Annotated in this window: 22 protein-coding genes; 9 read left to right on the top strand and 13 right to left on the bottom strand. The window is 41.8% G+C overall.

What is annotated here, in order from left to right; all coding sequences use genetic code 11:
- The first annotated feature begins 171 nt into the window (after positions 1–171).
- On the top strand, positions 172–4,464 hold the full coding sequence (locus tag NSS65_RS03825) for a multifunctional 2',3'-cyclic-nucleotide 2'-phosphodiesterase/3'-nucleotidase/5'-nucleotidase (protein WP_144496699.1): 4,293 nt from the start codon (positions 172–174) through the stop codon (positions 4,462–4,464).
- A 38-nt stretch (positions 4,465–4,502) separates the two neighbouring features.
- Here NSS65_RS03825 and NSS65_RS03820 read toward each other — a convergent pair whose 3' ends face one another.
- The 7 genes from NSS65_RS03820 to NSS65_RS03790 all read right to left on the bottom strand — a co-directional run bounded on the left by NSS65_RS03820 (position 4,503) and on the right by NSS65_RS03790 (position 13,060).
- The gene (locus tag NSS65_RS03820; protein ID WP_144496700.1) at positions 4,503–4,937 is read right to left on the bottom strand and encodes a terpene synthase; all 435 of its coding nucleotides are present in this window, start codon (positions 4,935–4,937) and stop codon (positions 4,503–4,505) included.
- Between the two features lie 72 nt (positions 4,938–5,009).
- A complete protein-coding gene (gene treR / locus NSS65_RS03815; protein ID WP_034283687.1) occupies positions 5,010–5,738 on the bottom strand; it encodes a trehalose operon repressor in 729 nt (242 codons plus the stop codon).
- Between the two features lie 19 nt (positions 5,739–5,757).
- A complete protein-coding gene (treC, locus tag NSS65_RS03810; RefSeq protein WP_144496701.1) occupies positions 5,758–7,458 on the bottom strand; it encodes an alpha,alpha-phosphotrehalase in 1,701 nt (566 codons plus the stop codon).
- 15 nt (positions 7,459–7,473) lie between these two features.
- Complete coding sequence (gene treP, locus NSS65_RS03805; protein ID WP_046314249.1) at positions 7,474–8,910, bottom strand: PTS system trehalose-specific EIIBC component; 1,437 nt, start codon at positions 8,908–8,910, stop codon at positions 7,474–7,476.
- 169 nt (positions 8,911–9,079) lie between these two features.
- Entirely contained in the window at positions 9,080–9,466 is a 387-nt protein-coding gene (locus NSS65_RS03800) for a DUF1992 domain-containing protein (protein WP_041116179.1), read from the bottom strand.
- A gap of 179 nt (positions 9,467–9,645) precedes the next feature.
- Positions 9,646–11,370: a methyl-accepting chemotaxis protein gene (locus NSS65_RS03795; RefSeq protein ID WP_041116177.1), complete on the bottom strand. Its 1,725-nt coding sequence runs from the start codon at positions 11,368–11,370 to the stop codon at positions 9,646–9,648.
- Between the two features lie 31 nt (positions 11,371–11,401).
- Positions 11,402–13,060 (bottom strand): pyridoxal-dependent decarboxylase, encoded by a 1,659-nt coding sequence (locus NSS65_RS03790; RefSeq protein ID WP_041116175.1) that lies wholly within the window; start codon positions 13,058–13,060, stop codon positions 11,402–11,404.
- Positions 13,061–13,638: 578 nt separating this feature from the next.
- Between NSS65_RS03790 and NSS65_RS03785 the strand changes: the two genes are divergently transcribed.
- Together NSS65_RS03785 and NSS65_RS03780 are read left to right on the top strand one after the other, a co-directional pair.
- A complete protein-coding gene (locus NSS65_RS03785; protein ID WP_065215120.1) occupies positions 13,639–15,621 on the top strand; it encodes an LTA synthase family protein in 1,983 nt (660 codons plus the stop codon).
- Between the two features lie 98 nt (positions 15,622–15,719).
- On the top strand, positions 15,720–16,307 hold the full coding sequence (locus NSS65_RS03780; protein ID WP_034283677.1) for a YjgB family protein: 588 nt from the start codon (positions 15,720–15,722) through the stop codon (positions 16,305–16,307).
- Positions 16,308–16,350: 43 nt separating this feature from the next.
- Here NSS65_RS03780 and NSS65_RS03775 read toward each other — a convergent pair whose 3' ends face one another.
- Positions 16,351–16,854 carry a DoxX family protein gene (locus tag NSS65_RS03775; protein ID WP_034283676.1) on the bottom strand — a complete coding sequence of 168 codons (504 nt, stop codon included), beginning with the start codon at positions 16,852–16,854 and terminating at the stop codon, positions 16,351–16,353.
- Positions 16,855–17,049: 195 nt separating this feature from the next.
- Between NSS65_RS03775 and NSS65_RS03770 the strand changes: the two genes are divergently transcribed.
- The gene (locus tag NSS65_RS03770; RefSeq protein ID WP_111927620.1) at positions 17,050–17,808 is read left to right on the top strand and encodes a DUF817 domain-containing protein; all 759 of its coding nucleotides are present in this window, start codon (positions 17,050–17,052) and stop codon (positions 17,806–17,808) included.
- 18 nt (positions 17,809–17,826) lie between these two features.
- Here NSS65_RS03770 and nagE read toward each other — a convergent pair whose 3' ends face one another.
- Positions 17,827–19,194 (bottom strand): N-acetylglucosamine-specific PTS transporter subunit IIBC, encoded by a 1,368-nt coding sequence (gene nagE / locus NSS65_RS03765; RefSeq protein ID WP_034283672.1) that lies wholly within the window; start codon positions 19,192–19,194, stop codon positions 17,827–17,829.
- A gap of 188 nt (positions 19,195–19,382) precedes the next feature.
- Here nagE and map point away from each other — a divergent pair, with 188 nt between their 5' ends.
- The 3 genes from map (at position 19,383) to NSS65_RS03750 (ending at position 20,889) form a co-directional block, all read left to right on the top strand.
- On the top strand, positions 19,383–20,132 hold the full coding sequence (gene map / locus NSS65_RS03760) for a type I methionyl aminopeptidase (RefSeq protein WP_024424611.1): 750 nt from the start codon (positions 19,383–19,385) through the stop codon (positions 20,130–20,132).
- Positions 20,133–20,455: 323 nt separating this feature from the next.
- Positions 20,456–20,617 carry a hypothetical protein gene (locus NSS65_RS03755; RefSeq protein ID WP_087976421.1) on the top strand — a complete coding sequence of 54 codons (162 nt, stop codon included), beginning with the start codon at positions 20,456–20,458 and terminating at the stop codon, positions 20,615–20,617.
- 134 nt (positions 20,618–20,751) lie between these two features.
- Positions 20,752–20,889, top strand: coding sequence for a YflJ family protein (locus NSS65_RS03750; protein WP_064497716.1), 138 nt, complete (start codon positions 20,752–20,754; stop codon positions 20,887–20,889).
- A 42-nt stretch (positions 20,890–20,931) separates the two neighbouring features.
- Here the strand turns inward: NSS65_RS03750 and NSS65_RS03745 are convergent, their stop codons facing one another.
- Positions 20,932–21,582, bottom strand: a complete 651-nt coding sequence (locus tag NSS65_RS03745) for an MOSC domain-containing protein (RefSeq protein WP_034623126.1) — start codon at positions 21,580–21,582, stop codon at positions 20,932–20,934.
- A gap of 122 nt (positions 21,583–21,704) precedes the next feature.
- On the opposite strand from NSS65_RS03745, the gene NSS65_RS03740 reads away from it, so the two are divergent.
- The gene (locus NSS65_RS03740; RefSeq protein WP_034283670.1) at positions 21,705–21,974 is read left to right on the top strand and encodes an acylphosphatase; all 270 of its coding nucleotides are present in this window, start codon (positions 21,705–21,707) and stop codon (positions 21,972–21,974) included.
- Positions 21,975–21,993: 19 nt separating this feature from the next.
- Here NSS65_RS03740 and NSS65_RS03735 read toward each other — a convergent pair whose 3' ends face one another.
- Together NSS65_RS03735 and NSS65_RS03730 are read right to left on the bottom strand one after the other, a co-directional pair.
- Positions 21,994–23,100, bottom strand: a complete 1,107-nt coding sequence (locus NSS65_RS03735) for a nitric oxide synthase oxygenase (RefSeq protein ID WP_101676693.1) — start codon at positions 23,098–23,100, stop codon at positions 21,994–21,996.
- Between the two features lie 104 nt (positions 23,101–23,204).
- A complete protein-coding gene (locus NSS65_RS03730) occupies positions 23,205–23,762 on the bottom strand; it encodes a PadR family transcriptional regulator (protein WP_034283668.1) in 558 nt (185 codons plus the stop codon).
- 112 nt (positions 23,763–23,874) lie between these two features.
- Between NSS65_RS03730 and NSS65_RS03725 the strand changes: the two genes are divergently transcribed.
- Positions 23,875–24,360 (top strand): phenolic acid decarboxylase, encoded by a 486-nt coding sequence (locus NSS65_RS03725; RefSeq protein WP_008341777.1) that lies wholly within the window; start codon positions 23,875–23,877, stop codon positions 24,358–24,360.
- Positions 24,361–24,421: 61 nt separating this feature from the next.
- On the opposite strand, the gene NSS65_RS03720 is transcribed toward NSS65_RS03725, so the two are convergent.
- The gene (locus NSS65_RS03720; RefSeq protein WP_326135409.1) at positions 24,422–26,053 is read right to left on the bottom strand and encodes a M14 family metallocarboxypeptidase; all 1,632 of its coding nucleotides are present in this window, start codon (positions 26,051–26,053) and stop codon (positions 24,422–24,424) included.
- Positions 26,054–26,082 lie beyond the last annotated feature (29 nt).

The following is a 26,082-nucleotide window of genomic DNA, read 5'->3' as shown; positions in this document are numbered from 1 at the left end:
AAACCCCTTATGATGAAAATAAGCATTTAGACTTATTTATATTCCCTCAACAAGGTAATTCGTATGATTTATGTTATCTTTACAATAATCTGCAAAAAATAACTACAAAAGTTAACGAAACATTTCTACAATAGGTATTGTGGTCAAAAAAATTAGAAAGGCGGAGATCAGGTGAAGAAGCAAGCACATAGGTCTAAACGAAGGAAAAACCTGTCTATTCTGCTCACTTCCATTATGATGATTAGTCTCATTCTCCCAGCAGTACCTACTCATGCAGCAATAGAAAACGGCGATGCCGTAAAAGTCAGCATCTTAGCCACAACGGATGTACATGCCAACATGATGAATTACGATTATTACAGCGACAAAGAAACAAATGAATTTGGTTTGGCAAAAACAGCCGAGCTGATAGAAAAGCACCGTTCACAAAATCCTAATACACTCCTTGTTGATAACGGAGACCTGATTCAAGGAACCCCTCTTGGAGAATACGTTTACAAAAATGAGAAAGACCGCATCATTAATCAAACAAAGGTTCACCCCATTATTCATACACTCAACAAACTAAAGTACGATGCAGGAACACTTGGCAATCATGAATTTAACTACGGATTATCATTTCTTGATGGTACCATTGCCGGCGCTAACTTCCCGATTGTCAATGCGAACGTCAAAAAGTTAAATGGAGAACACCGTTTTACGCCTTATGTGATCCAAGATAAAACCTTTAAAGATGCAAACGGAGCTTCACAAACTGTAAAAGTCGGTTACATAGGATTCGTTCCACCGCAAATTATGACGTGGGATAAGAAACATTTAGATGGACAAGTTCAAGTGCAGGATATCGTCGAATCTGCCAATGAAACCATTCCTGAAATGAAGGAAAAAGGGGCAGATATCATCATCGCTCTTGCCCATACAGGAATTGAAAAAACCGCTTCGCCTAAAGGGTCAGAAAATATGATCTTTGATCTTGCCACGAAAACAAAAGGCATCGATGCGATCGTGTCCGGCCACCAGCACGGCACATTCCCAAGCGCTGAATATAGCGGCGTCGACAAATTCGATGTCTCAAAAGGAACGATCAACGGCATTCCAGTCGTCATGTCAAAAAACTGGGGAAGCTACCTCGGAGTCATTGATTTAACATTAGAGCCTGACGGCAGCAAATGGAAGGTCACAGACGGAACAGGAAAGATTGAATCTGTTGCAGGAGTCACTTCTCAAAACAGCACTGTGAAAGATGCCATTCAAACAACTCATCAAAACACACTTGATTATGTGAGAAAACCTGTCGGTAAAACAGAAGCAGACATTAACAGCTTTTTTGCTCAAGTGATGGATGACCCTTCTATTCAAATTGTGACAGATGCACAAAAATGGTATGCACAAGAAAAAATGAAGGATACCGCGTACAAAAACTTACCGATTTTATCTGCAGGCGCCCCGTTTAAAGCCGGCGGTCGAAACGGTGTGAATTATTATACGAATATCGCAAAAGGTGATTTAGCGATTAAAAATATCGGCGATCTCTACCTTTACGATAACACCGTGCAGATTGTCAAACTGAGAGGCAGTGAAGTCAAAGACTGGCTCGAGATGTCTGCCGGACAGTTTAATCAAATCAAACCAAACGATTCAAATGAACAGCCTATTTTAAACGAAGAATACCGCTCGTATAACTTTGATGTGATCGATGGTATCACCTATCAAGTCGATGTGACGCAGCCTGCTAAGTACAGCACAACAGGCACTCTTGTTAATGCGAATGCAAACCGCATCAAAAACCTGTACTACAACGGGAAACCAGTCTCTGACAATCAAGAATTTTTAGTCGTAACGAACAACTATCGAGCTTCTGGCGGCGGAGGCTTCCCGCATCTGACGCAAGATAAAGTGGTGCTTGCCTCAGCTGATGAGAACCGCCAAGTACTGATGGATTATATTATCGAACAAAAAACCATCAACCCAAGTGCGGATCAAAACTGGTCCATTGCACCAATCAAAGGCGCAACAGTCACATTCGAATCTTCTCTTATGGCTAAGCCGTTTGCTGAAAAATCAAGCAGCGTAGACTTTGTTCGTAACGCCAGCACAGATGGTCTTGGCGTGTACAAGCTAGCCTTTAAAGAGGATGGCACAACAGAACCGCCTGCATCAGACAACTGGAATTTAACGGTGATGCATACAAACGATACACATGCCCACCTTGATGATGCGGCAAGACGTGCAACAAAGATTAAAGAAGTTCGAGCCGAAAGCAAAAACAACATTTTATTAGATGCTGGAGACGTCTTCTCTGGTGACCTATATTTCACAAAATGGCAAGGACTTGCCGACCTAAAACTAATGAACTTAATGAAATATGATGCCATGACATTTGGTAATCATGAATTTGACAAAGGCCCTTCTGTTCTTCGTCAATTCCTGACGGGTGATGCTTCAGATGTAGATGCGAAAAACCGTCATCAATTTGAAAAGCCTGCATTCCCGATTGTGTCATCAAACGTTGATGTCTCTAAGGAAAAACAATTGAGCGGCTTAGTGAAAAAGCCAGCGACATTTAAAGCTGGTGAGAAAAAAGAAGCTGGGATATACCCATACATCCTGCTTGATGTAAACGGTGAAAAGGTGGCTGTATTCGGCTTAACCACTGAAGACACGGCCATTACATCCAGCAGCGGTCCCAACATTCAATTCAAGGATGCATATAAGAAAGCAAAAGAAACAGTTAACACGATTCAAACAGAAGAAAAAATCAACAAAATCATTGCTTTAACACACATTGGCTATAACCGTGACCTTGAGCTTGCTCAAAAAGTAGATGGTATTGATTTAATCATTGGCGGTCACACGCACACCCTTGTTGAAAAATTAAAGGTTGTCAATAAGAAAGAACCAACGATTGTCGCACAGGTAAAAGACTACGGACAATTTTTAGGAAAAGTAGACGTGGCCTTTAATCAAAAAGGAGTCGTACAGCCAAAGGAATCTTCTTTTGATCTCATCACCATCGATGACTCTGTCAAAGAAGATGCTGATGCAAAAGCGATCCTCGATCAGTACAAGGCAGATATTCAAGATTTAAAAACGGAAAAAGTCGGGTCTGCTGATGTCCTCTTAGATGGACAACGCGAGCATGTCCGTGCGAAGGAAACGAACCTTGGAAACTTTATTGCTGACGGCATGCTGAAAAAAGCACAAGAATCTGCTGGTGCTGATCTTGCCATCACAAACGGCGGCGGAATTCGAGGCAGCATTGAAAAAGGAGATATCACTTTAGGTGATATTTTAACGGTCATGCCATTCGGAAACACACTCTATGTCGCAGATTTAAAAGGCAGCCAAATTAAGAAAGCACTCGAACAAGGGCTTTCAGGCATTGAGGAAGGCGGCGGCGCATTCCCTCATGTAGCCGGCATTGAATATACGTTTACACTGAGTAAACCAGCTGGCAGCAGACTCATTGATGTCAAACTGAAAGACGAAAACGGCAAACTAACAGACATTGATGATAAGAAAACATACCGCGTGGCGACAAACGCATTTGTCGGCACAGGCGGAGATGGCTACAGTGTCTTTACAGAAGCCTCTCACGGCGAAGACTTAGGCTATGTTGACTATGAAATCTTCAAAGAGCAAATTGAACAAGCAGACGGCGGGCATATTTCTCCTGTCATCGATCACAGGGTGAAAGAAGTGTTCCTTCCGCGTGCGAAAGGAAAAGGCACCTATGACATTCAAGATGATGAGAAATTCCAAACGTATGTGCAGCATACAAACAAAGCATTGCTCTATTTAGACAAAGCGAGCGAAGCGAAAAACGTTCAATTGTCTCTATCAAAAGCGCAGGTAGCCGAGCTGAAGAAAAGAGAGCAAGATCCAAACGTCACCATCTATCATGACAAAGTGGGACTCGCATTACCGCTCTCTAACTTGTCCGAGAAAAGCGCAGATATATGGATGACAAAGACGGATAAGGTGAAAAATGCATTAACGGATACGTATGATTTCCAAATCAAACAAGATCAGAAAAAGGTTTCTACCTTTAAAGATCCTGTCACACTATCCTTTACATTAGATGAGCCTCAAAAGGCGAAGAAACCTGGTGTATATTATGTAGACCGCAAGAAAAACCGTTATGCAAAAACAAGTAACGGATCGTTCGAAAATGGTGTCGTATCAGGTCAAACTGAACACTTCAGCGAATATACCGTACTCAACCAAAGCGGGGCAGCTGGAACAACGCCAGATCAAACTGGCGGAGACGGCGGTACATCAGCGCCAGGCGGAGGTACAGGTACAGATCCAAACCAAGATGGAACCGGACTCCCAGGCGGCACACTCCCGAATACAGCAACAATGATGTATACAGCTGTATTGATTGGCGTACTCATGCTTGCCTCAGGCGGTATCCTATATTACTACCAGCGCAAGCGTACAAGAAAAAATGTATCATCCTAAAAGAAAAGGACAGAGCCTATGCTCTGTCTTTTCTCATCTCAATCTTGGGATAAATAAATCCAATTGCGTTTATCAAATTGTTTCACCTCATCTGATCCTATATGACGCAGCATTCTATTGAAGAATGTGATGTCATCTTCATCATCGACGGCATATAAATCCTCTTGAACATAATCTCTCGTAATAAAATTCGTTACATTCGTATTATTTACAAATTCAGCAAAATACGATTGAACAAGAGTTAAATTTTCTTCACTTAATTTTTCATCATTGATAATGGAAATATGAAAAACATTCAAATACGCTTGTATATCTTCTTCATCCATATAACATAATGGATCTAGTTTTCGATCTTCTGCCGTAAACGGTTTTCGCGTATCTTCAATGATGACGTAACATAATATTCGATGATCTTTCATCACGCTAAAAATTTCTAAATCCCGTAATTTTAGTGGTCGATTCAGTCTAATCATTTTTCCTCCTGTAAATCAAGATTTTGTCGTTGTGTATATCCCCGCTTCTCCAAAACCTGAAAAGGACAGAGCCTAGGCTCTGTCCATTTTTTCTCTTCTAGCAAAATCGACGAATCTGAAGCGGTCTAATCGGTGACGGCTTTCTGTGTATTGAAATAGACTCGTATCCTCTAAGAACACATAATTCTTTACCACAACGACATGGTCAAATCCCTTCAAATCAAGGTACTTGGCGTCCTCTTCTGTACATGGCTCTACCACAAATTCTTTTTGAGCATAGCTGATCGATACACCGAGTTCTCCCTCAATATACTCGTAGATTGATCCTTCGCATATGTCTTTAGACAATACTTCGACATGCTTTTGCAAAAAGTAGTCCTTGTCTAAAATCACCTCTTCCCCGCTAATATTGCGAGATCGAATGACTTTCCAGACGTCTGTCTGTTCATCAATTTTCAGCTGAGACTGAATATACTGATCCGGTTTGATTAAACCAAATTCATGAACTGTTGTGACCGTCTTTCGGCCAAGCGTTTGGGAAAGCTCTTTAAAGCTGACAAGACCTGATACAGGAAACTGCATTTTCTCCCGATTCAGCAGTACAGAGCCTTTCCCGCGGATTTTTTGAATATAGCCATTTTGCACAAGAATATTTAATGCCTTTCTCACCGTCTCCCGGGACGTGTCGTACATGATAGAAAGTTCATGCTCTGATGGAAGGATGCCTTTATCCTGCCATTCACCTTGCTCAATTCGTCTTGCGAGCTGATCATAAATCACTCGAAACTTATTCTCTTTCATTTTCCCTCCGCCCCATTTTCTAGCGTTTGGTTAAATGATAAACGATTGACTCATATGGGCGCAACGTAAATCCCTTGATATGTGCCGGCACATCCTCATAATTGGATAACAGGACTTGCCCCTCCATCTCATCTACAGCCTGCACAAGCTCATCAGGAAGCGTAAAGTCCGCCTCCCCTGCATAAAAGTGGTTGATCACGAGGAGCTTCTCATTCTTGCTTTCTCTAACATAAGCAAAAATCTTTGGATCTTCTGCTAAAAGTAAGGAGAAGCTGCCAGATGTGATCACATCAAGTTCTTTACGCAGTCTGCAAAGGGCTTGGTAATGATAGAAAATGGACGTCCGGTCTTTTAACGCAGCTTCGACCGAAATGTCGTTATCGGCTGGCTCAATCCAAGGCGTTCCTGTTGAGAAGCCTGCATTCTTCTCTGAGGTCCACTGCATTGGAGTTCTCGCATTATCTCTTGACTTGACCTGTAAAATGGCGAGTGCTTCTTCCTTTGATTTTCCCTTTTCAAGCATGACTTCGTACATATTGAGTGATTCGATATCACGGTAAGACGAAATGTCCTCAAAGCGAGGATTCTTCATGCCAATTTCCTCACCTTGATAAATATAAGGAGTCCCCTGCATCAGATGAATCGTGGTCGCCAGCATCTTCGCTGATTGCTGATGATACGTGTCATCATCGCCATACCTTGAGACGATACGCGGCTGATCATGATTGCACCAGAACAGCGCATTCCAGCCGCCGCCCTCATGCATTTTCGTCTGCCATTCAGACAGAATCGACTTTAATTCTTGAAAATCAAATGGTGCGATCGCCCACTTTTCACCGTTTGGATAATCCACCTTTAAATGATGGAAGTTAAACGTCATATCCAGCTCCTGCCGATCAGGTCTTGTATACCGAATGCAGTCTGCGATATTCGTTGAAGACATTTCTCCAACTGTCATGCTATCGTATTTCGAAAAAACCTCCTGGTTCATTTCATGCAGAAATTCATGAATTCTCGGCCCGTCCGTATAGTACATGCGGCCGTCGCCTTGCACAGATTGTCCGGCATCATCTAAGAAGCGCTGATCCTTTGAGATGTTGTTGATGACATCCAGCCTGAACCCATCAATTCCTTTTTCAAACCAAAAGTGCATGATGTCATATACTTTCCTGCGCACCTCATCCTTCTCCCAATTGAGATCCGCCTGAGTGACATCATATAAATGGAGATAATAATCTCCTGTTATTTCGTCTAGTTCCCAGGCTGGGCCGCCAAATTTCGACTGCCAATCGTTCGGAGGAGATCCGTCCGCTTTTGGCTCCTTCCAAATATAATAATCTCGGTAAGGGTTATCCTTTGACTCACGCGAGGCTTGAAACCACTCATGGAAAATGGATGTATGGTTAACGGCTAGATCCATGATGACCCGTATTCCTCTCTCATGCGCTTCCTTCAGCATGCGTTCAAAATCTGTCATTGTGCCGTACATGTCATGGATTTTTGTATAATTACTAATATCATAGCCGTTGTCATGCTGCGGGGACTCATACATTGGCGTGAGCCAAATACAATCCGCCCCAAGCTCTTTGATGTAATCAAGCTTTTTCGTCACGCCATTGATATCCCCTGTACCAGAGCCCGTTGTATCTAAAAAGCTCTTCGGATAAATTTGATAGACCACCGCTTTTTTCCACCACGGTTCATTTGATTGCTGATTCAATTTCCTTCACCACCACTAGTTAAGTTCTTCTGAAAAATCCTTCTTCTTTTTTAGTTTTGCATATAAAAGAGTACCGATGAATGGGAGGATGAGTACAATCACCATTCCAATTGCAAATGCCCCCCAATATTTCGGGATAATGGAGAAAATTCCTGGAATGCCTCCAACACCAACTGAGCTTGCCAGCACCCCTTGAGAGGCGATAAACATACCGGCTAATCCTGAGCTGATCAGTGCAAAAATAAATGGGAATCGATAACGCAGGTTGACCCCAAACATCGCCGGTTCGGTAATTCCTAAATAAGCAGAAATACTTGATGTCAGCGAAAGTCCTTTTTGCTTTTCATCTTTTAAGACAAACATCATTGCCAGTGCAGCTGATCCTTGTGCGATATTGGACAGTGCAAGCATTGGCCATAGGAACGTGCCGTGCAGCTTTGAGTTAATCAATTGAATATCCACAGCGAGGAACGTATGGTGCATTCCTGTAATGACTAATGCTGCATACAGTCCGCCATATAATAGACCGCCAAGTGCTGCGAATTGCTGGAATACAGCTACAAGTCCAGATGTTAAAACATTACCGATTGCAAAGGTAACAGGTCCAATGACGATAAATGATAAAAATCCAATGACTAATAACGTAATCGGTGCAACAACTAAAAGCTGAATACTTTCAGGTGTCCGTTTTGTAATAAATAATTCGAGCTTTGCAAGTAAATAAGAGGCAACGAGTATCGGAAGAACCTGTCCTTGATAGCCTACCTTCTGCACTTCAAGTCCAAACAAGTTCCAAACAGGAATGTCACCGGTCTTCTCAGCCGCTCCATAGCCCCATGCGTTTAACAAGTCTGGATGTACGAGCATTAGCCCAAGGACCATTCCTAAAAGCGGATTCCCCCCAAACCGCTTCACAGCTGACCAGCCAATTAATGCTGGCAGGAAGGTGAAGGCAGTGCCTGCAATTAAGTTGATCATATTCGCTAAATCAGCCCATGCCGGATACACATCCACAATCGATTTTTGATCAAAGAAAATATCAGGAGCTGTTAAAATATTATTAATTCCCATTAATAAACCGGCTGTGACGATGGCAGGAAGAATCGGTATAAAGATATCCGCAAGCGTTTTCACAGCACGCTGCAATGGATTCAATTTCTGATCAGAGGCACGCTTCACGTCCTCTTTTGTGGCTTCCCCAATCCCCGTCTGTTTCACCATTTCGGCATATACTCGATTGACGACCCCTTGACCGATCACCACTTGGTATTGACCGTTCGCTGAGAAAGATCCCTTCACTTCTTCAATTTGTTCAAGTGCTTTCTCATCCACCTTACCTTCATCTTTCAGCACAAAGCGCAGCCTTGTCACACAATGTGTCGCTTGATCAATATTTTCTTTGCCGCCGATGGCTTTCACAATCTGATCTGCTGCTGCCTGATAATCAGCCATACTATCCCCTCCGAGATCGTTTTTTTATATAAGAAAAAAGAACCAAAAAACTTGTATATACATGTTTGATTCTTATTTTATATTTATATATACATGTAGTCAACAACAAAATGTAGCGCTTACATAAAAAAAAGCCCCCTCAATGTGCTCAGGGAGAGGCAGCGTGTCATCATCTTTTTTTATGCTCCGTTAATTTCTCGTAGACCTTATTTTTATAAAAGGAGGAAGCTGGACGGGCAAAAGTTTGGCGCTTAGATGTAAGTTCATCCAGACGTTTTTGTTTTTCTTCACATATGAGAGACAGCTTTTTTCTCTCCTCTCCGTCTATACTGGAGCGAAGCAGCTCTTTGACAGTCATGAGTTCTTTTTTCAGCGCTGTTTCTTCCCCAGCAAATCCGGCATTTTTCATGATGCGGTAGCCCATTCTAAGTTCTTCTGGTACATGAGCAGCATCATCTTTTGGCAGAGGCTTCCCAAAGCCAGATAATCCTTCAAAAGCCCCGTTATCCATCGCTTTTTTGATCCGTTCTTCTGATAATCTCTGCGCAAAATCCATAGCGTTTCTCCTTTCGCCGCAAGTATTTGATTAAGCATAGCAAAAAAGCTGGCTCTCTCACAAGAGCCAGCTTCAGCATCTAGACAACCCCTCGCATTCGGTGTCTATCCTGCGCTCAGGTGCTCGTCCCTTCTTCGCTGAAAAGAGAAAAAGGGCTAAAATATTTTAGCCCTTTCTCGTTATTTATTGTCGACTTTGAAGGTTGAGACCATTTGTGCTAAGTCATCCGACATATCAGAGAGCTGTTCAATCGCACTTGAAATTTGCTGCATACCAGCACTTTGCTGTTCTGTTGCTGCCGCTACTTCTTGAGAGCTGGCTGCATGTTCTTCCGATACAACAGAAATTTGCTCAATCGATGTAGAAATCGTTTGATATGCTTTCTCAACTTGCTTAATAGAAGCAAGCAAATTGTTCGTTCTTCTTGAAAACTGGGACACACCGTCGTAAATCAAAGCGAAGTTTTGTGACGTGCCTTCCATTTGCTCACGTCCTTCTTCCACTGCTTTACTGCTTTCCTCTACGCTTTCAAGAACGCGCTGACTGTTTTCCTGTGTACCGATGACAAGGTCTGAAACGGTTTTAGCCGCATCCGCTGATTGCTCAGCTAACTTGCGCACCTCATCTGCCACAACAGCAAAGCCTTTTCCTTCTTCTCCAACACGTGCCGCTTCAATGGAAGCATTCAGTGCAAGCAGATTCGTTTGTGCTGAAATGTCTGTAATAATCGAGATGACACTTTCAATCTCCGTTGAATGAGATTGTAATTCTTCTGCTGCCTGCTTTGAGTTGGTCATCTTGTCATGTAGCATATTCAGATGATCAAGCACATGGTTCACTAATTTTTGACCAGATTCTGACTGCTCTTGTACGTTAGATGAAACAGATTTCATTTCATCAACTTCTTTTGTGACACCTTCGATTTGCGTATCGATCTCAGCAACGGATGTCGTACAATCCGTAATATTTGCGACAGAATCATTGATTCCTTCACTCATATTCGTCATGGCTTCTGATACTTGCTGCGCACTTTGACTCGATTCGTTCGTCACCGTACGAAGCTGTGAAGACATTTTCGACACTTCACTAGATGAGTGTGAGATTTTCGAAATGAGCTCTTTGATCCGCCCCTGCATCTTTTGGAAGGATGCGGCAAGCTGGCCGATCTCGTCTTTACTTTCAACCTCTACCACACCAGTTAAATCACCGTCAGCAATTCGGTTCGCTGATTCCATCAATGAACGTGCTGGTTTCGCAATTCTTCTTCCCATAAAGTATGAGAAGAGTAATCCACCGATGAGCACAATGGCAGATGCCACTGTGATATAGATCGTCAGCTTCTGCGTTGTTTGAGGCACGACAGACGCATCTAAATCAATGCCTAAAATCCCTGTCAGCTCACCGCCTGAATCCTTGATTGGCAAAAAGACTGATTTATGTGTACCAAATGAATCTTTGTAAATATCACTTTTGACCATTTTATCTTCAGAAAGAGCTTGTTTCATCTCATCTGAGAATGCATAATCCTGGTCAAAATCATTGTCTTCTCCAGTTAATACGATAATTCTTTCTTTACCGCCTTTATTAGATAACACGTATAAGTTCTCAAGCGTATGATCTTTTTGAAGCTCTGTGAATTTCGTTTTAATCTCGGCATAAATGGGGTCATCCTTCCCGCTAATGCTGAGCACGTTTCCATCGATGTTATCGATTTCTTTTTTGGCAGTATCAATATCTGTTGTTAATCGATAATCAAATTGCTTTAATAACTGGGATGATAAATCCTGGCTCACTAGATAAAAGGTTAGAACGAATAATGCAACGGTTGCGAGTAATGTTACGGTAACGACTGACATGATTTTAGAGGATATCGTGTATCCTCCAAATTTCCTTTGTTTCGCCATTTTTTCCTACATCTCCACTCTCAGATTTGATTTAAGCATGTACATTTTCAAATTGTCCACAAACAGATGCAATCACATCTTTTAAATAAGATACGATATGAGGGATATGCTCTGGTAACGTATAAGGTGAGATGACAAAAAACTTACTAACACTTAGATAGAATTCTTGGCCTTCTTTCGAGTTGACAAGTAAAAACTTCGTTGTATCGCCAAAGAACATCTCATCTCTTTTCTCTCCAAGCTTTTCAAACAGCATTTTGTTCAATTCATTGTTCCGCTCAATTTCGATTGAAGTCGCTTCGCCAGAAATCTCTTCTTGAAAACGCGGTGAGCCGTCTAGGTAAATTCTAAATAATGTAGCCATTCCGACGTTGTCCTCATTCACGACTTCTGCTTGCGGAATTTCCCGACTAAGTGCTTCTCTGAAGGCAAGGTTCACTTCTAAGAATTGACCGAGCAAGCGCTGATAGCCTTCAATCCCAAACGTTAACAGCACACTCAGCATACTGATCGAGCTTCCCATTCTTGAGCATTCCAGTGTATAACCCGTATGGTATTCCCCGTAGCCTCTATGGCCAACATATGGTGTCTCCTGTTCTTCCAGGTCCAAACGCTTTAAGTCACCAGCGTTTTTCACTAGGAATAAACTGGATGTGTAAGGTGTTTGGCCAAGCTTTTGAAAATCAAAGCACATCGAGTCTGCAAGAGACAGATGCTGGAATTTCGCTTTGATTTCTTTTAGCATACGAAGAACACCGTCTGAGAATTGCAGCGGGTTTTCCGATACATCATACTCATTAAAGAAAGCAAAGAATCCACCCAGCGCCGAATCTGCATGAATATGCGGCACCTTTAGACCATACTCCTCAGCAATGGCTTCTGCTGTTTCACGTACCCCTTTTACATCATCAATTGCAATGGCATCTGTTGTTCCAGTTGTTGCAACAATATAAACGGGAATCCCGCCACCCTGTGCAACACGTTCCATTTGACAACGCAAATCTTCCATATCCATTGAATGATCTTTATTCGTCTTAATTCTGATTAAGTTGTTTGTGCCAAGTCCTGTTGCTTCCATTGACTTAAATAGGCTGTAATGTGCAGCATCAGAACAAAACGCATAAAGATTTTGCGGAACTCCTTTTCGCAGTGACTCCGGCGCAGCTTTTGCGATCGCTAAACGAAGTCCTGAAAAAATCGCTCCTTGACCTCCCCATGTTGTGTATCCCCCGCTCACATTTGGATCATATCCGATGAGCTTAGACATCATTGAGACCACTCTGACCTCAGCTTCCGCACCTGCTGGTCCATAAACATCCCATAGGTTGTTTCCGTTTACCAGCATAGCTGTCAGCATGCCTAAAATTCCTGGTGTACTTGCCATTGGCAAAATGTTCGTGAAGAAATACTTGGTGTGGTATGGATGGTTATGTAAAAGCTTCAGTAATTCTTCATTCACAAGTTCCGCTTGCTGGCCGTTCATCGGAATTTGACTTGTTTCAGTGAGCTTTTTGTAAAAGTCCTCCCCACGATTCTTTTCACCTTTAAGGTGTGCACGGTTGGGATCTTTCAGGTCATCGACCCCTGAAATGATCTGCTCCATCAACTTGATGAGTTCTTTACGCTCTCCTGCATTTCCGTCCTCACTCGGAAACCAGTTCTGAACGAGGTTCTCTGCTCGTACAGTCATATACTATCAATCCTTTCAATGGAAGATTTCCTGTCACTGTCTATATCGACCCCAATTCAGAAGTTTATAGTCTCAATATGTTCACTTAAGTATATTTAGATAATTTGTTCACTTATTAAAATAAATAAAACCCTTAAAAAACACATGAAAACCATTATTTTCGTGAAACACAAAAATATATTGATATATTGTATGAGAGGAATTTTTATCCATCACTTTGTTCCATTCCATGGCTCATTTTTTTTGCTTAACCTGCATAAACATTAAGAAACAATGGAAATACTCTCTAAATGACCATTGTAGAAATCAAATTAATTCTTTAGACTTGTGTCTTTTTACCTGTTTTATTGATATAGCAATGGAAAATTACTGAATTTTCTGTCAATAATAGGTCGATTTTCATAAAAAGTTTTTCGATGGGCGAATATTTTCATTTTCTCTCCTTTTATTGCTCGGACAGGCTTCCAAAGGCTCTTCACTGGTTATGACTTTTCTATTTGTGCATTTCGTGGTATATTCTAATGGTTCGTTTTCTTTCGTTCCGCCTCTTCCGTTTAACGGAGAAAAGGAGTGTTTATATGAAAACATTTATTCAAAAAAGAGGTCTCGGCTTCTTTCTGATTGCAGCCGTCTTACTATGGCTCAAAACGTACTCAGCGTATTTAATCGAATTTAAACTTGGTATATCAAATGTGCTTCAGCATATTTTGCTTTTCGTGAATCCTATTAGCTCCAGCTTGTTCTTTCTTGGCTTTGCTTTATTGTTCAAGAAAAAATGGCAGCCTGCCGCTATCATTGTGATTCACTTTTTCATGTCTTTTTTACTATACGCAAACATCGTGTACTATCGATTCTTCAATGACTTTATCACGCTGCCTACAGTGATGCAGGCAGGAACGAATGGCGGACAATTAGGTGATAGTGCATTTTCACTCATGCGTTGGACTGATGTGTTTTACTTTATTGATACAATCATTTTGATCGTACTTGCAGTCCGCATGAAAAGGCAGCAGCAAACAAGTACAGCCACTGTACTTGTTCAAAAGTCAAAATCGTTTAGACTCGTCCTTGTGTCCTCTGTTGTGATCTTTGTTTTAAACTTAGTGGCTGCAGAGATCGATCGTCCAGAGCTTTTATCAAGATCGTTCGACCGCAATTATTTAGTTAAATATTTAGGCGCTTATAACTTTACTGTGTTTGATGCCATTCAAAATGTAAAATCAAACAGCCAGCGTGCTCTGGCAAATTCAAATGACGTGACAGATGTAGAGAACTATTTAAAAGCGAACAGCGCTGATCCTAACCCTGCTTATTACGGGAAAGCGAAAGGCATGAACGTCATTACAATTTCTCTTGAATCTCTGCAAAACTTTGTCATTGATTATAAGGTCAATGGAAAAGAAGTAACGCCATTCCTTAATTCATTGGCACACGACAATAAAACGTTTTACTTTGATAACTTCTTCCATCAAACAGGACAGGGAAAAACGTCTGATGCTGAATTTATGATGGATACTGGGTTATTCCCATTATCACAGGGCTCTGTTTTTATTAACAAGGCGCAAAACACATATCAAGCACTTCCTGGTATTTTGAAGAAGGATCAATATACGTCAGCAGAATTCCATGGAAATACGAAAACCTTCTGGAACCGTAATGAAATGTTTAAATCCTTTGGATATGACAGATTTTACGATTCTGAGTACTACGATATGAACGAGCAGGATACGAAGAACTATGGACTGAAAGACAAACCGTTCTTCAAAGAATCGATGCCAATTCTTAAAAACATGAAGCAGCCGTTTTATTCGAAATTCATTACCTTATCGAACCATTTCCCATTTGGAATGGATGAAGGTGATACTGATTTCGAGCCTGGTGATTTCGGTGACTCTGTCGTCGATAACTACTTCCAATCGGCTCATTATTTAGATGAAGCGATTGAACAGTTCTTCAACGATTTGAAAAAGTCAGGTCTCTATGACAATACCGTCGTTATTATGTACGGAGATCATTACGGTATTTCTGAAAACCATAATGAAGCGATGGAAAAAGTGACAGGGCAAAAAATTGGAGATTATGAAAATGCGCAGCTCATGCGTGTGCCGCTCTTTATCCATGTTCCTGGCGTAAAAGGCGGACAGATTCATAAATACTCTGGTGAAGTCGATGTCGCACCAACTCTTCTGCACCTGCTTGGCGATGATACGAAGAACTATTTAATGTCTGGTTCTGATATCTTATCGAAGAACTTTAAAGAGCTTGTGCCATTTAGAAACGGTGACTTCGTGTCTAAGGACTACACGAAAGTAGGCAATAACTATTACAGCAACAAAACAGGCGAGAAAATCGAGCCAACTGACAAGGCATCGCAAGAAAATGAAACGGTGAAAAAGATGCTGGAGACATCTGATAAGATTGTCACCGAAGATTTACTCCGTTTCTACAAGCCTAAAGGCTTTACACCGATTGACCGCAACGATTATGACTATACAAAGAAAGTACAGGATGAAAAGGATTCCTCTTCCGCCAAAGATGAATCCAACTCTTCTTCAAAATAACGTTCTCATGCTAAGAACCAGCCGATCCTTGATCAGCTGGTTCTTTTCACGTTTGATCATGATGGCCCCGGGTATAGGAGAAGAAGGAGGGATTTATCATGAAGAAAACAGCAGCTTTTGTCGTAACTGCCTCACTTGCTTCATCGGCCCTATTCGGTTTCAGCCCTGCGGTCTCAGCACACGCCATGATTAAACCAGCAGCAGAGCAATCCGTTCCTCAAGGTCCAAAAGCCGCGCTTAACAGCATTTATAAGCTGGCACATAAAGGACAAATGCCCTACTATGCGAAGGGACTGAAAATAGGCGTTCAAACAAAAAAAGACGTTCATCATCAGCTCGGACATCCATATCCAGAAACAGGTCAAAGCAGCTTTGATTTGTATCATGCTGAAATGGGGAATCCTGGATTTGCTTTTCACTATGATGCGAAAGGCAAAATTGATGAAATCCGTTATTTCGGTACAAATGTAGAAAAAGAAACAAATATCGGCGGTATGACCCCTTCGTTACTAAAGAAACAGCTTGGACCAGCGGATTCAGTGAGTACCATTCCTCAGACAAAAGAGAAAAAATATGTGTATCGAACCGGTGATTATGAACTCGAATTTATCGTAGGCCATGATCCAGATATGAGTCAGCATGAGCTCACCGTCCTGCATATCAACCTCATTAAAGCCGATTCTTAAATAAAAAAGCATCCTGAGCTTGTGCTCAGGATGCTTTTCTTTATTATGATGCCACTTCTAACTGCGGCTTTCTTTTCATTGTTCTTTTGAGGACTGGACCTGCGACATAATCAAGTCCAAATTTGCCTGCATTCCCTTTCGCTGCCATGATAATGATGGCTATGAGCAGAAGCAGCGGGTTCACAGAGACAGTTCCAGCTAGTAAGAAAGAGACATTCATCACGCTTCCAAAAAAGGCTGCCGTTGTTGTAAACAATCCAACAATTAATCCTAGGCCTACTAAGATTTCTCCCCACATGACCATGGCACTGAATAGTCCGGCATTTGGCAAAGCGACATTTTCTAAAAACCATACATAGAACGGATACACTAGATGACCATCTTTGACGACAGGTTCAGATATTGCAAATTGCAAATAGCCTGACGCATCAAATCCACCTGTTAGTTTTCCAATACCAGATGTCAGCCAAGTCCATCCGATATAAAGTCTTGCTGCCAAAAGGATAACGGCTGCCCATACATTCGTTTGTAAGAATTTTGTAAACATGATGATGCCTCCTTTTAAATTATGTGAAATATTTCACATTTTCTTTATGATCTTATTATACTATTCGAAATGTTATTTGTGATCTTTTTCACATATATATTCACAAATTGTTCATGAATATCTAGTTGAGGTAAACTTTTCCCTTGCTAAAACCGTCTAAGTCATTTCAGACAGTAAAAAGGGGTTTAATTTTGTATGAAAACACTATTTCATTTTGCTTATTTACAGGCCATCTCATGTCTATTCCCCGTCATGATCTTTGCGGCGCTTGCCCTATCAAAGACGGTGACTATTCCTTTTCTTCACCGGTATGATTTCATTCTACTGCTTTGCATCGCAGCTCAGATCCTGATGCTGACGCTGCGGCTGGAGACTTGGGCGGAGCTAAAGGTCATTTGTCTATTTCATCTCATAGGAATCTGTTTAGAAGTGTATAAAGTACATATGGGCTCTTGGTCCTACCCTGAAGAAGCTTATACAAAAATATTTGGGGTTCCACTTTATAGCGGCTTTATGTATGCGAGTGTGGCTAGTTATATTTATCAGGCACTTTCACGACTTCATGTAAAAGTGACCGACTGGCCTCATCCATTTCTTTCAATTGGCATCAGTTTGTGCATTTATCTCAATTTCTTTACGCATCACTGGCTCTATGATGTCAGGTGGTGGCTGACATGTCTGCTTGTTGTTGTGTTTCGGAAAACGTCGGTTTCGTTTCAGGTTGGTCCATCTTCCTTTCGAATGCCGCTTGTTGTTTCATTTCTCCTGATTGGCTTTTTTATTTGGGTGGCCGAAAATGTCACGACCTTTTTAGGCGCATGGCAATATCCAAATCAGCAGCATGCTTGGTCTCTCGTCCATCTTGGTAAAATCAGTTCGTGGTTTTTACTTGTTGTCATCAGCATTGTACTGGTGATCGAACAGCGTAAACAAAAAAACGTTCAGCCCATTTGACCTGGCTGAACGTTTTTTTTAATCTCGATCGACTTCCTTACGGAGATCATCTGCGACAAATTCTACATTCGTTCCAATGATGATTTGTACGGTTGTTTTTCCAGAAGTCAGGACCCCTTTGGCACCTGCCTTCTTCAATGTACCTTCATTTAATAAATTTGTATCCTCTACTGTTAAGCGAAGACGTGTGGCACAATGATCAATCGTGGTGATATTGTCTTTGCCGCCAAGTCCCTCTACGAGCATACTCGCTCCTCCTGCCGTCACCGTATCATCCGCTGCGATATCTTCCATGTCATCATCTTCCCTGCCTGGTGTTTTCAGCTTTAATAGTTTAATGAGGAAATAGAAAACGACAAAGTACACGACGCCATAAATGATTCCTACTACAAGAAGCAAGATCGGTTTTTGCGCAATTCCGAAGCTTAAGACGTAATCAATCGCACCTGCTGAAAAGGCAAAGCCGCTATGAATCCCAAGAGTGTTTACAATAAAAAGCGAAAGCCCCGTCAAAATAGCATGGACACCATATAAAAGTGGAGATAAAAACATAAAAGAAAATTCAATTGGTTCAGTGATCCCTGTTATAAATGATGTAAGTGCCATACCAATCATCAGTCCAGCTGTTGCTTTTCGCTTCTCAGGCTTTGCAGTCACAACCATGGCTAGACATGCCGCTGGCAGACCAAACATCATCACTGGGAAGAATCCGGTCATAAAGACACCCGCGCTTGGATCTCCTTTAAAGAATCGCGCTAAATCCCCTGTTGCCCCGCTGAATTCCCCGAATTGAAACCAAAATAAGTTATTCAAGACATGGTGAAGTCCTAATGGAATGAGCAATCGGTTAAAGAAACCAAACAGCCCTGCACCTGTTGCCCCAAGACTTAAAATCCATTCCCCTAAATCATTGATCACACTTTGAATCGGCGGCCATACATATCCGAAAACGGCTGCTAATAGAATGGTGAAAAGTGCGGTCATAATAGGCACAAGCCGCCTTCCGCTAAAGAAACCTAAGTATTCCGGCAGTTTCGTATCCTTAAATTTATTGTAAACATAACCTGCCAAAAGCCCGCATAAAATACCGCCCAATACCCCCATATTGTTGGTTGAGTTAATCGACGTTGTACCGGCTGACAAAATAAAATAAGAGATCGCTCCTGATAATGCCGCTGCCCCGTTCCCATCCTTTGAAATACCAATCGCTACACCCATTGCAAAAATTAAAGCCAAGTTCGCAAAAATTGCATTCCCTGCCGCATGAATAAACGGGATATTGAATACATCCTCCCGCCCAATGGCCAAAATAATCCCTGCTGCTGGAAGTACAGCGATTGGAAGCATAAATGATTTTCCTAGCTTTTGAAAAAACTGAAACACCATCTGATTTCCCCCCTTTGTCATCATCATGACCAAAATCATTCATGATGTTCATAAAAAATATATCATATGCACGTCTAGTTATCTATACCAATTTGTCCACATCCATTTGAATTCCGCTCTTTACTCTTTTTGCGTAAAATGTGGTAAGCTATTGAATAGAATGAAGATATAGAAAGCGGGAATGAACAGTGATTGTCAAACATGATCATGAGTTAGAAGCCTTAAAAAAAGTCGGCCGAATTGTCGCTTTGGCAAGAGAAGAAATGAAAAGCCAAGCGAAACCAGGCATGTCTACAAAAGAATTAGATTTGATTGGGAAAAAAATATTAGAAGAGCACGGTGCCAATTCAGCACCTGAAAAGGAATATGACTTTCCTGGTACCACTTGTATCAGCGTAAACGATGAAGTTGCACACGGTATCCCTAGTGAAAAAACCATTTTACAAGAGGGCGACCTCGTGAACATTGATATCTCAGCAGAGCTTGACGGATATTATTCCGATACAGGTATTTCATTCGTTTTAGGAACAGGTGATGCTCGTCTTGAAGCATTATGTAAGTGTGCGGAGGATGCGTTCCTTGAAGGATTAAAGCATGCAAAAGCCGGTAAAAGACAAAACCAAATTGGCCGTGCGGTCTACAATACAGCGAAAGAACAAGGATTTACTGTCATTAAAAACCTAACAGGACACGGCATTGGGAAGAATCTGCATGAAGCACCCAACCATATTTTGAACTACTATGATCCATTCGATAATGCTTTGTTTAAAAATGGCACAGTCATTGCCTTTGAACCTTTCATTTCAACAAATGCTGAATCGATTTATCAGGCTGATGATGGCTGGACATTTAAAACACCAGATAAAAGTCTAGTGGCACAGATTGAACATACGATTGTGATTACTAAAGACGAACCGATTATTTTAACAAAGCTGTAAGCCAGCTATCCCCTCCTTCACAGGTGGGGATTCAGATTGTTGACAAAGGGCTAAAATGATGTTGATTTTAGCCCTTTGTCTTCTTTTCAGCGTGATAAAAAACCTTTGCAGTCTAGGAAGGACGAGCAGCGGAGCAGAGCGAATTTGACATTCGTGAGCACCGAAGCGCAGACCTGACAACGAATGCGAGGGTTTGTCTACACGCTGTATCCCCTCCTTCACAGGTGGGGATTTTTTCATGCCCGTTTCACGAATCTGTCACGACTAAACAAAAAAGCCTGTGGTAAAATAGGCAAAGATATGCGAAAGGGGTCTTATTTGATATGTGGTTCATCATCATAGGTGTTATCTTTTTCATCGAAAGTATTATCTTAACGGTTGTAGGGATTAAGAAAAAACAATCCATGATGACCTATCTTGGTGTTATCATCATGATTATGACGGTCGGCATGATCCTCGTTACCCTCAACCCGCCAAATTCATAAATCAATATTTCCAGCATATACATGGATCATAGGCAGATAGAATCAGTTTTCATTTCTTGACACCTGCACGCTTTTCACCTCCTTTTTTGAGATGTTACAATGCAGGCAGTTTCAATTGAAAGGAGTTTTCTATCATGCATTATGGTAGCAAAGGCTGGTATGTCGAAGAATTAAAGAAGCTTGGTGTGACCAAGCATGAAGGAAGAAAGCTTCAAAGCTTAAAAACATATTTCCTTGCAAATCTTCTTGAGCAAAAGAAACGCAGCTCATAAGCTTAGAAAAGCCGCACATCTTAAGCTGATGTACGGCTTTTTTTAAATGTGCTGAATTCGTTTTTCTAAAGACTTCCTGACCACATCTGCTAAGGCATCTACTTCAAGAACGGCTTTCAGTCTCTCTGGACTTGTTTGACGATATTTGACTTCATTGACCTCATGGACCGTAATGTGATGGGACGCTTTTTCTACTAATACTAGCGATGCATCAGGCGGCACCATGCCTTCTTTCAATACACGTAAATAAAAGCCTGTATACCCTGTTTTTTGCACTTCCTTTACAAGCTTCATGTTGCCATGCTTAAGAGATAATTTCACACAAGGCTGTCTTGGCTGGCTCACCTCAACAAATGCATCTCCAAGCTGAAACACATCGCCAATATGCACATTCGTTTCGACTAGCTGGCGTACTGTTATATTCTCGCCAAAGGCAGCTTCCTGTAATGGCACCCCTAAAAATTGTTCAAAGTGAGCATAATGATCATACGGAAAGACGCAGACGGCTTTATCATAACCCCCATGATGAACCAAATCCCCCTGACCATCTCCTTCAAAATTGACCTGACTTAAATACACAGGCTCATGAATGCGCCTTTTGTTGATGGCTGTTTTGATTTCTTTTCCATTCGCATATGTAATGATAGGTTGTCCCACTTGGATTCCTTCTATGCCGTATCTCTTTTGTCCCACGATGGCCATCTCCTTTGGTTGTCTACTGGCCTTTATTTTACATCGTTTGACAATCAAATCATAGTCGAGGCGTGAAGATCAGATGCAGGCTATGGTACGATGTGAAAAAAGGAGAGATGACCATGATTCATTATCACGCCATTGTAAAAGGACGTGTGCAAGGAGTCGGCTTTCGTTATTTTGTTCAGGGAGAAGCTGTCAATCGTGGAATGAAAGGCTGGGTACGCAACACAGATGAAGGTCATGTCGAGTTAAAGGTAGAGGGTGAGCAGCAGAAAGTGATTGATTTCTTAGAGACTGTCCGGAAAGGAAGTCCTTTTTCAAAAGTCACCGACATGCAAATGGAGCCGCTCACTGAGCTGGCTCATTATCAGGATTTTCGAATAAGATAATAAAAAAACCTAGCTCTCGCTAGGCTTTTTCTGTCCCGTGATAGGGCTTTTCCTGATAAAAATAGTTTGGTTTCACAATGGTATTGTCGTAATGCTTGTGGAATATGTGGGTAGCAGCTGGTGATACTGGCGGAATCAGCCATGTCCAGTCCCCAGTCAGCTTGCGGTCAGCCTTTTCTTCCTGCTTTTCAAACTGCTTGAATTGATGTGCTGCTGTATGGTGATCAACAATGGTCACCCCTGCTTCACGATAAGAATGGAGAACCGCCACATTCAATTCGACAATGGCTTTATCCTTCCAAAGGGACGCATTCTTGGTTGTGTCCAGTCCTAAAAGAGAAGCGACTTTTTTCAGCATATTGTAGCGGTTTTCATCCGCTAGGTTGCGTGCGCCAATTTCTGTGCCCATATACCAGCCATTAAACGGTGCAGCATTGTAATGAATACCGCCAATCTCTAATTTCATATCAGCAATAATCGGAACCGCATACCATTTTAGTCCCAAATCACGGAATCCATCATATTCAGGATGGGTGATCTCTACCTCTTGGACGATTTCTTTCGGAAGCTCATACAGAACAGGCGGCTGACCTTTTAGCTGAAACATGAGAGGCAAAATATCAAAATGTGTGCCTTCTCCTTCCCAGCCATAGGCTTGACATAATTTTGTTAATTCAAGAGATGCCTCGTCGCCGATGATGCCATATTCCGACTCATAGCCTGCATAACGAACGAGCTGATGATTATAAATGACGACTTCCTTCTGTCTGTTTTTCTCTGGGGGAAAAATCGTAATGGACGGTTTGATTTTCCCGCCATTTGTCGCATACTCAATATGATGAAAGAGCGCCTCCTTCACCTCATCCTCTGTCTTTACATGCCGGCAGTCATGCACTTGCAGGGTCGACCAAAACAAACGGCCAATGCAGCGGTTACTGTTGCGCCATGCCATTTTCGCCCCGTGAGCTAATTCCTCTAGTGTATGCGTATAAATTCCTTCAGACTCAATTTCTTTTTTTATTTCATGCAGACGTGCTGCTTTCTCTTCATTTGACTTGTTTAATTCTTCATAGCATACAGAAATAAAAGCTTCTGCTTCATTCCACAACGCTTCTTGATTACTCAAACATACTCGCCTCACTTTAATACGAATATATCCATTGTAGCGGTTTCTATTGATAAATTCACTCGTTTCAAACCATTTTTTATCATATCATCCGACCATTGTCCTTAGACCATAGATGAATCAATACGTTTAAGGGTCTTTTGGAGCCAGCGGACATAGCCTTTTTCTCTTTCAATTGCCCTTGTGAGCACTAAGTAATGCCCAAATTGCGCTGAATGCAGCGATTCAGCAGAAGGGTCTTCCTCTGTCAAAGCGTGCAGCTTCTGTTCCAGCACATCTACTTTCTTGGTGCGCTCTAACAGTTGATAGGCAAACAGGTCAGCCGCTTCTTTTTTGTCCATGGAGGAGATGAAAAAGGTTTTGAGCATGAATTCATCCTTTGTTGTTTCCGGAATCGGATCCTTTGTTTTTAACCACTGACGCAATTCTTCTTTTCCTGCCGCTGTAATTTGATAGACCTTCTTCTCCAGCTTTTTTCCTTGTATGTGAATATCAAATTCAATAAATCCTTCCTCTGTAAGACGCTTCAGCTCAGGGTAAATCTGACTGTGCTTCGCACTCCAAAACTGTCCAAGGGAATCCTTAAAATGTTTCGTGATATCGTATCCCGTCAGCTCATGCTGATCCAGCAAGCCAAGAATGGCATATTTTAGTACTCTCATGATGTGCCTCCAACGCTTATTCTTTGACAATAGTATACCATAGACTTTAAAATAAATATGTAAATCACAACATGTTTGAAAAAACATCATTCTAATGAAAGAAGGAATAAACATGGATCAATTCGTTGGACTTCATATGATTTATACGTATGAAAATGGCTGGGAATATGAGATTTACATTAAAAACGATCACACCATTGATTACCGCATTCATAGCGGAATGGTTGGAGGACGCTGGGTCCGTGATCAAGAAGTAAATATTGTGAAGCTGACAAAAGGCGTATACAAAGTCTCTTGGACAGAACCAACTGGGACAGACGTCTCTCTGAACTTTATGCCTGAGGAAAAACGCATGCATGGCGTCATCTTCTTCCCTAAATGGGTGCATGAACGTCCAGATATCACAGTTTGCTATCAAAATGACTACATCGATCTCATGAAAGAATCTCGTGAAAAATACGAAACCTATCCGAAATATGTTGTCCCAGAATTTGCGGACATTACGTATATCCATCATGCAGGTGTGAATGACGAAACCATTATCGCAGAAGCACCATATGAAGGCATGACAGATGAAATAAGAGCTGGACGAAAATAAAAAAAGCGGCACGCCTAGTGCCGCTTTTACATTTGATAAAGGGCTATCATTTTAGTCCTTTTTATTGAATGCCTAACGTCTTTTTTGGAAGCATGAAACGATAGACTGGCAGTTCATCACCTGCTTTTGAAGCAATAAACCCTGATGACATATAGCTGTCCTTTGATTCTGGTTCAAGGGCAAGTGAGAGCAAATTGGTTTGCGGCTGTGCCGTGACATATACCTTTGTTCCTTTTGGCAGCTGGCGTTTCTTGTCAACGAGTTTTGTTTCAAGCTGAATATCTGTTTTGCTCTTTTCCTCTCGCTTTGTCACCTGATAGGCTTGTACCGGCACTTTCATGCCAGCCGGCAATGTGACACTTTTTAATCCTAATGTTCTGAGTTTCCTTTCTACTCCTTCATGCCCCGGAAGAATGAGATAAGCTGTCGGCCGTTCTCTTGTTAAGATGGGAACAGCATCGCTCGCACTGTGAAAGCGTACAGGAACTTGAGTCGTTTGTCCCTTCTCAATATCAACCATTTCCAGCGAGTCATTGACAGATGCTTTGAAATCGTCTTGAATGACTACCTGATCATCATCATTTGGCAGCAGTCCTTTTTTGACCAGCTTCAGCCGCTCCGTCACCATTTGCTGCTTCACCTGTTTGGCATGTTTCACTGTAGTTTCAATGATTTTTTCATGGGTGGCTACTTGGGCAGCGACGCGGCGGGCAAAATCCTCTCTTCCAATCCCAATCCCTCTGCTTTCTACAAGAAATGACAGGGCTGGCGAAAGTGCAAGGGCATTACGGCCAATTCGCGCATCCGTTCCACCTTCATAGATGTCGATCTTTCCATCCTTTCCTCTTGTGTTTGTATAATACAAATCGTTAGAAAACCCTTTATTTGTCAGCGTTTCACGAACTCCGTTTACATACAACTCATTTGATGTCAGCCGGATGCTTTCTGGAATATTTAGATTCTTCCCTGAAAGAATAAGCAAATCATGATATTTGAGAGCGCCTGATGAACCGATATTTTCAAACTGCTTTTGACCCACATCGTATTCATGGGCATCAATGACCACTTCTGGCGCATACCGATTAAATTCTTGATGCAGGGCTGTCAGTTCTGGAGATTCTAATGTCATATGATCACGGTTTCCGTCTAATCCGTTTGCCAGTCTGCGGTCAAACGCATAAGAACCATCAGGATTGATTCTTGGGACAATGATGATATTGACATGATTGAGTATACGCTCTCCTTCTTCACCTGCTAATCGTTTTGCAATGACGAGAGCAGATTCACCGGAGGCTGGTTCATTTCCGTGTATTTGTGCTTGGAGCCAGATGGTTGGCTTTTTTGAAAGTGGCGTGATGGAGCGATCCTTTGTAAAGTACAGAGCCGGAATGGATCTGCCTTCAATGGATGTTCCAATCTGTTTCTGCGTGGCGTAAGGGCTTTTGCGGACAATGTCTCGTAAGAAAGCTTGAAGCTCTTCTTGGGTCGTAAATGCTTCTCCTTTTTTCTGAAAGGCAGGGGTATCAAACGTCTCGTCAGGCTCAGGGTATAGCTTTTTCACTGAAGCTGGCTGTTCATAACTCTTTCCATAATAAGGGGTTTCTGCATGAGCTGAAGCTGGGCTCACCATCGACAAACTGCCTGCTAAGAGGCATGCAGCAGCAAAAAGAATCGTGCCTTTTCGTTTGGACATGCTATCCTCTCCCTTCGTTGATTTGCATT

This window comes from Bacillus sp. FSL K6-1006 (assembly GCF_038593175.1).
GTDB classification, from domain to species: domain Bacteria; phylum Bacillota; class Bacilli; order Bacillales; family Bacillaceae; genus Bacillus; species Bacillus safensis.
The sequence above is the reverse complement of the archived record's forward strand: the minus strand, read 5'-3'. Positions and strand labels throughout refer to the sequence as shown.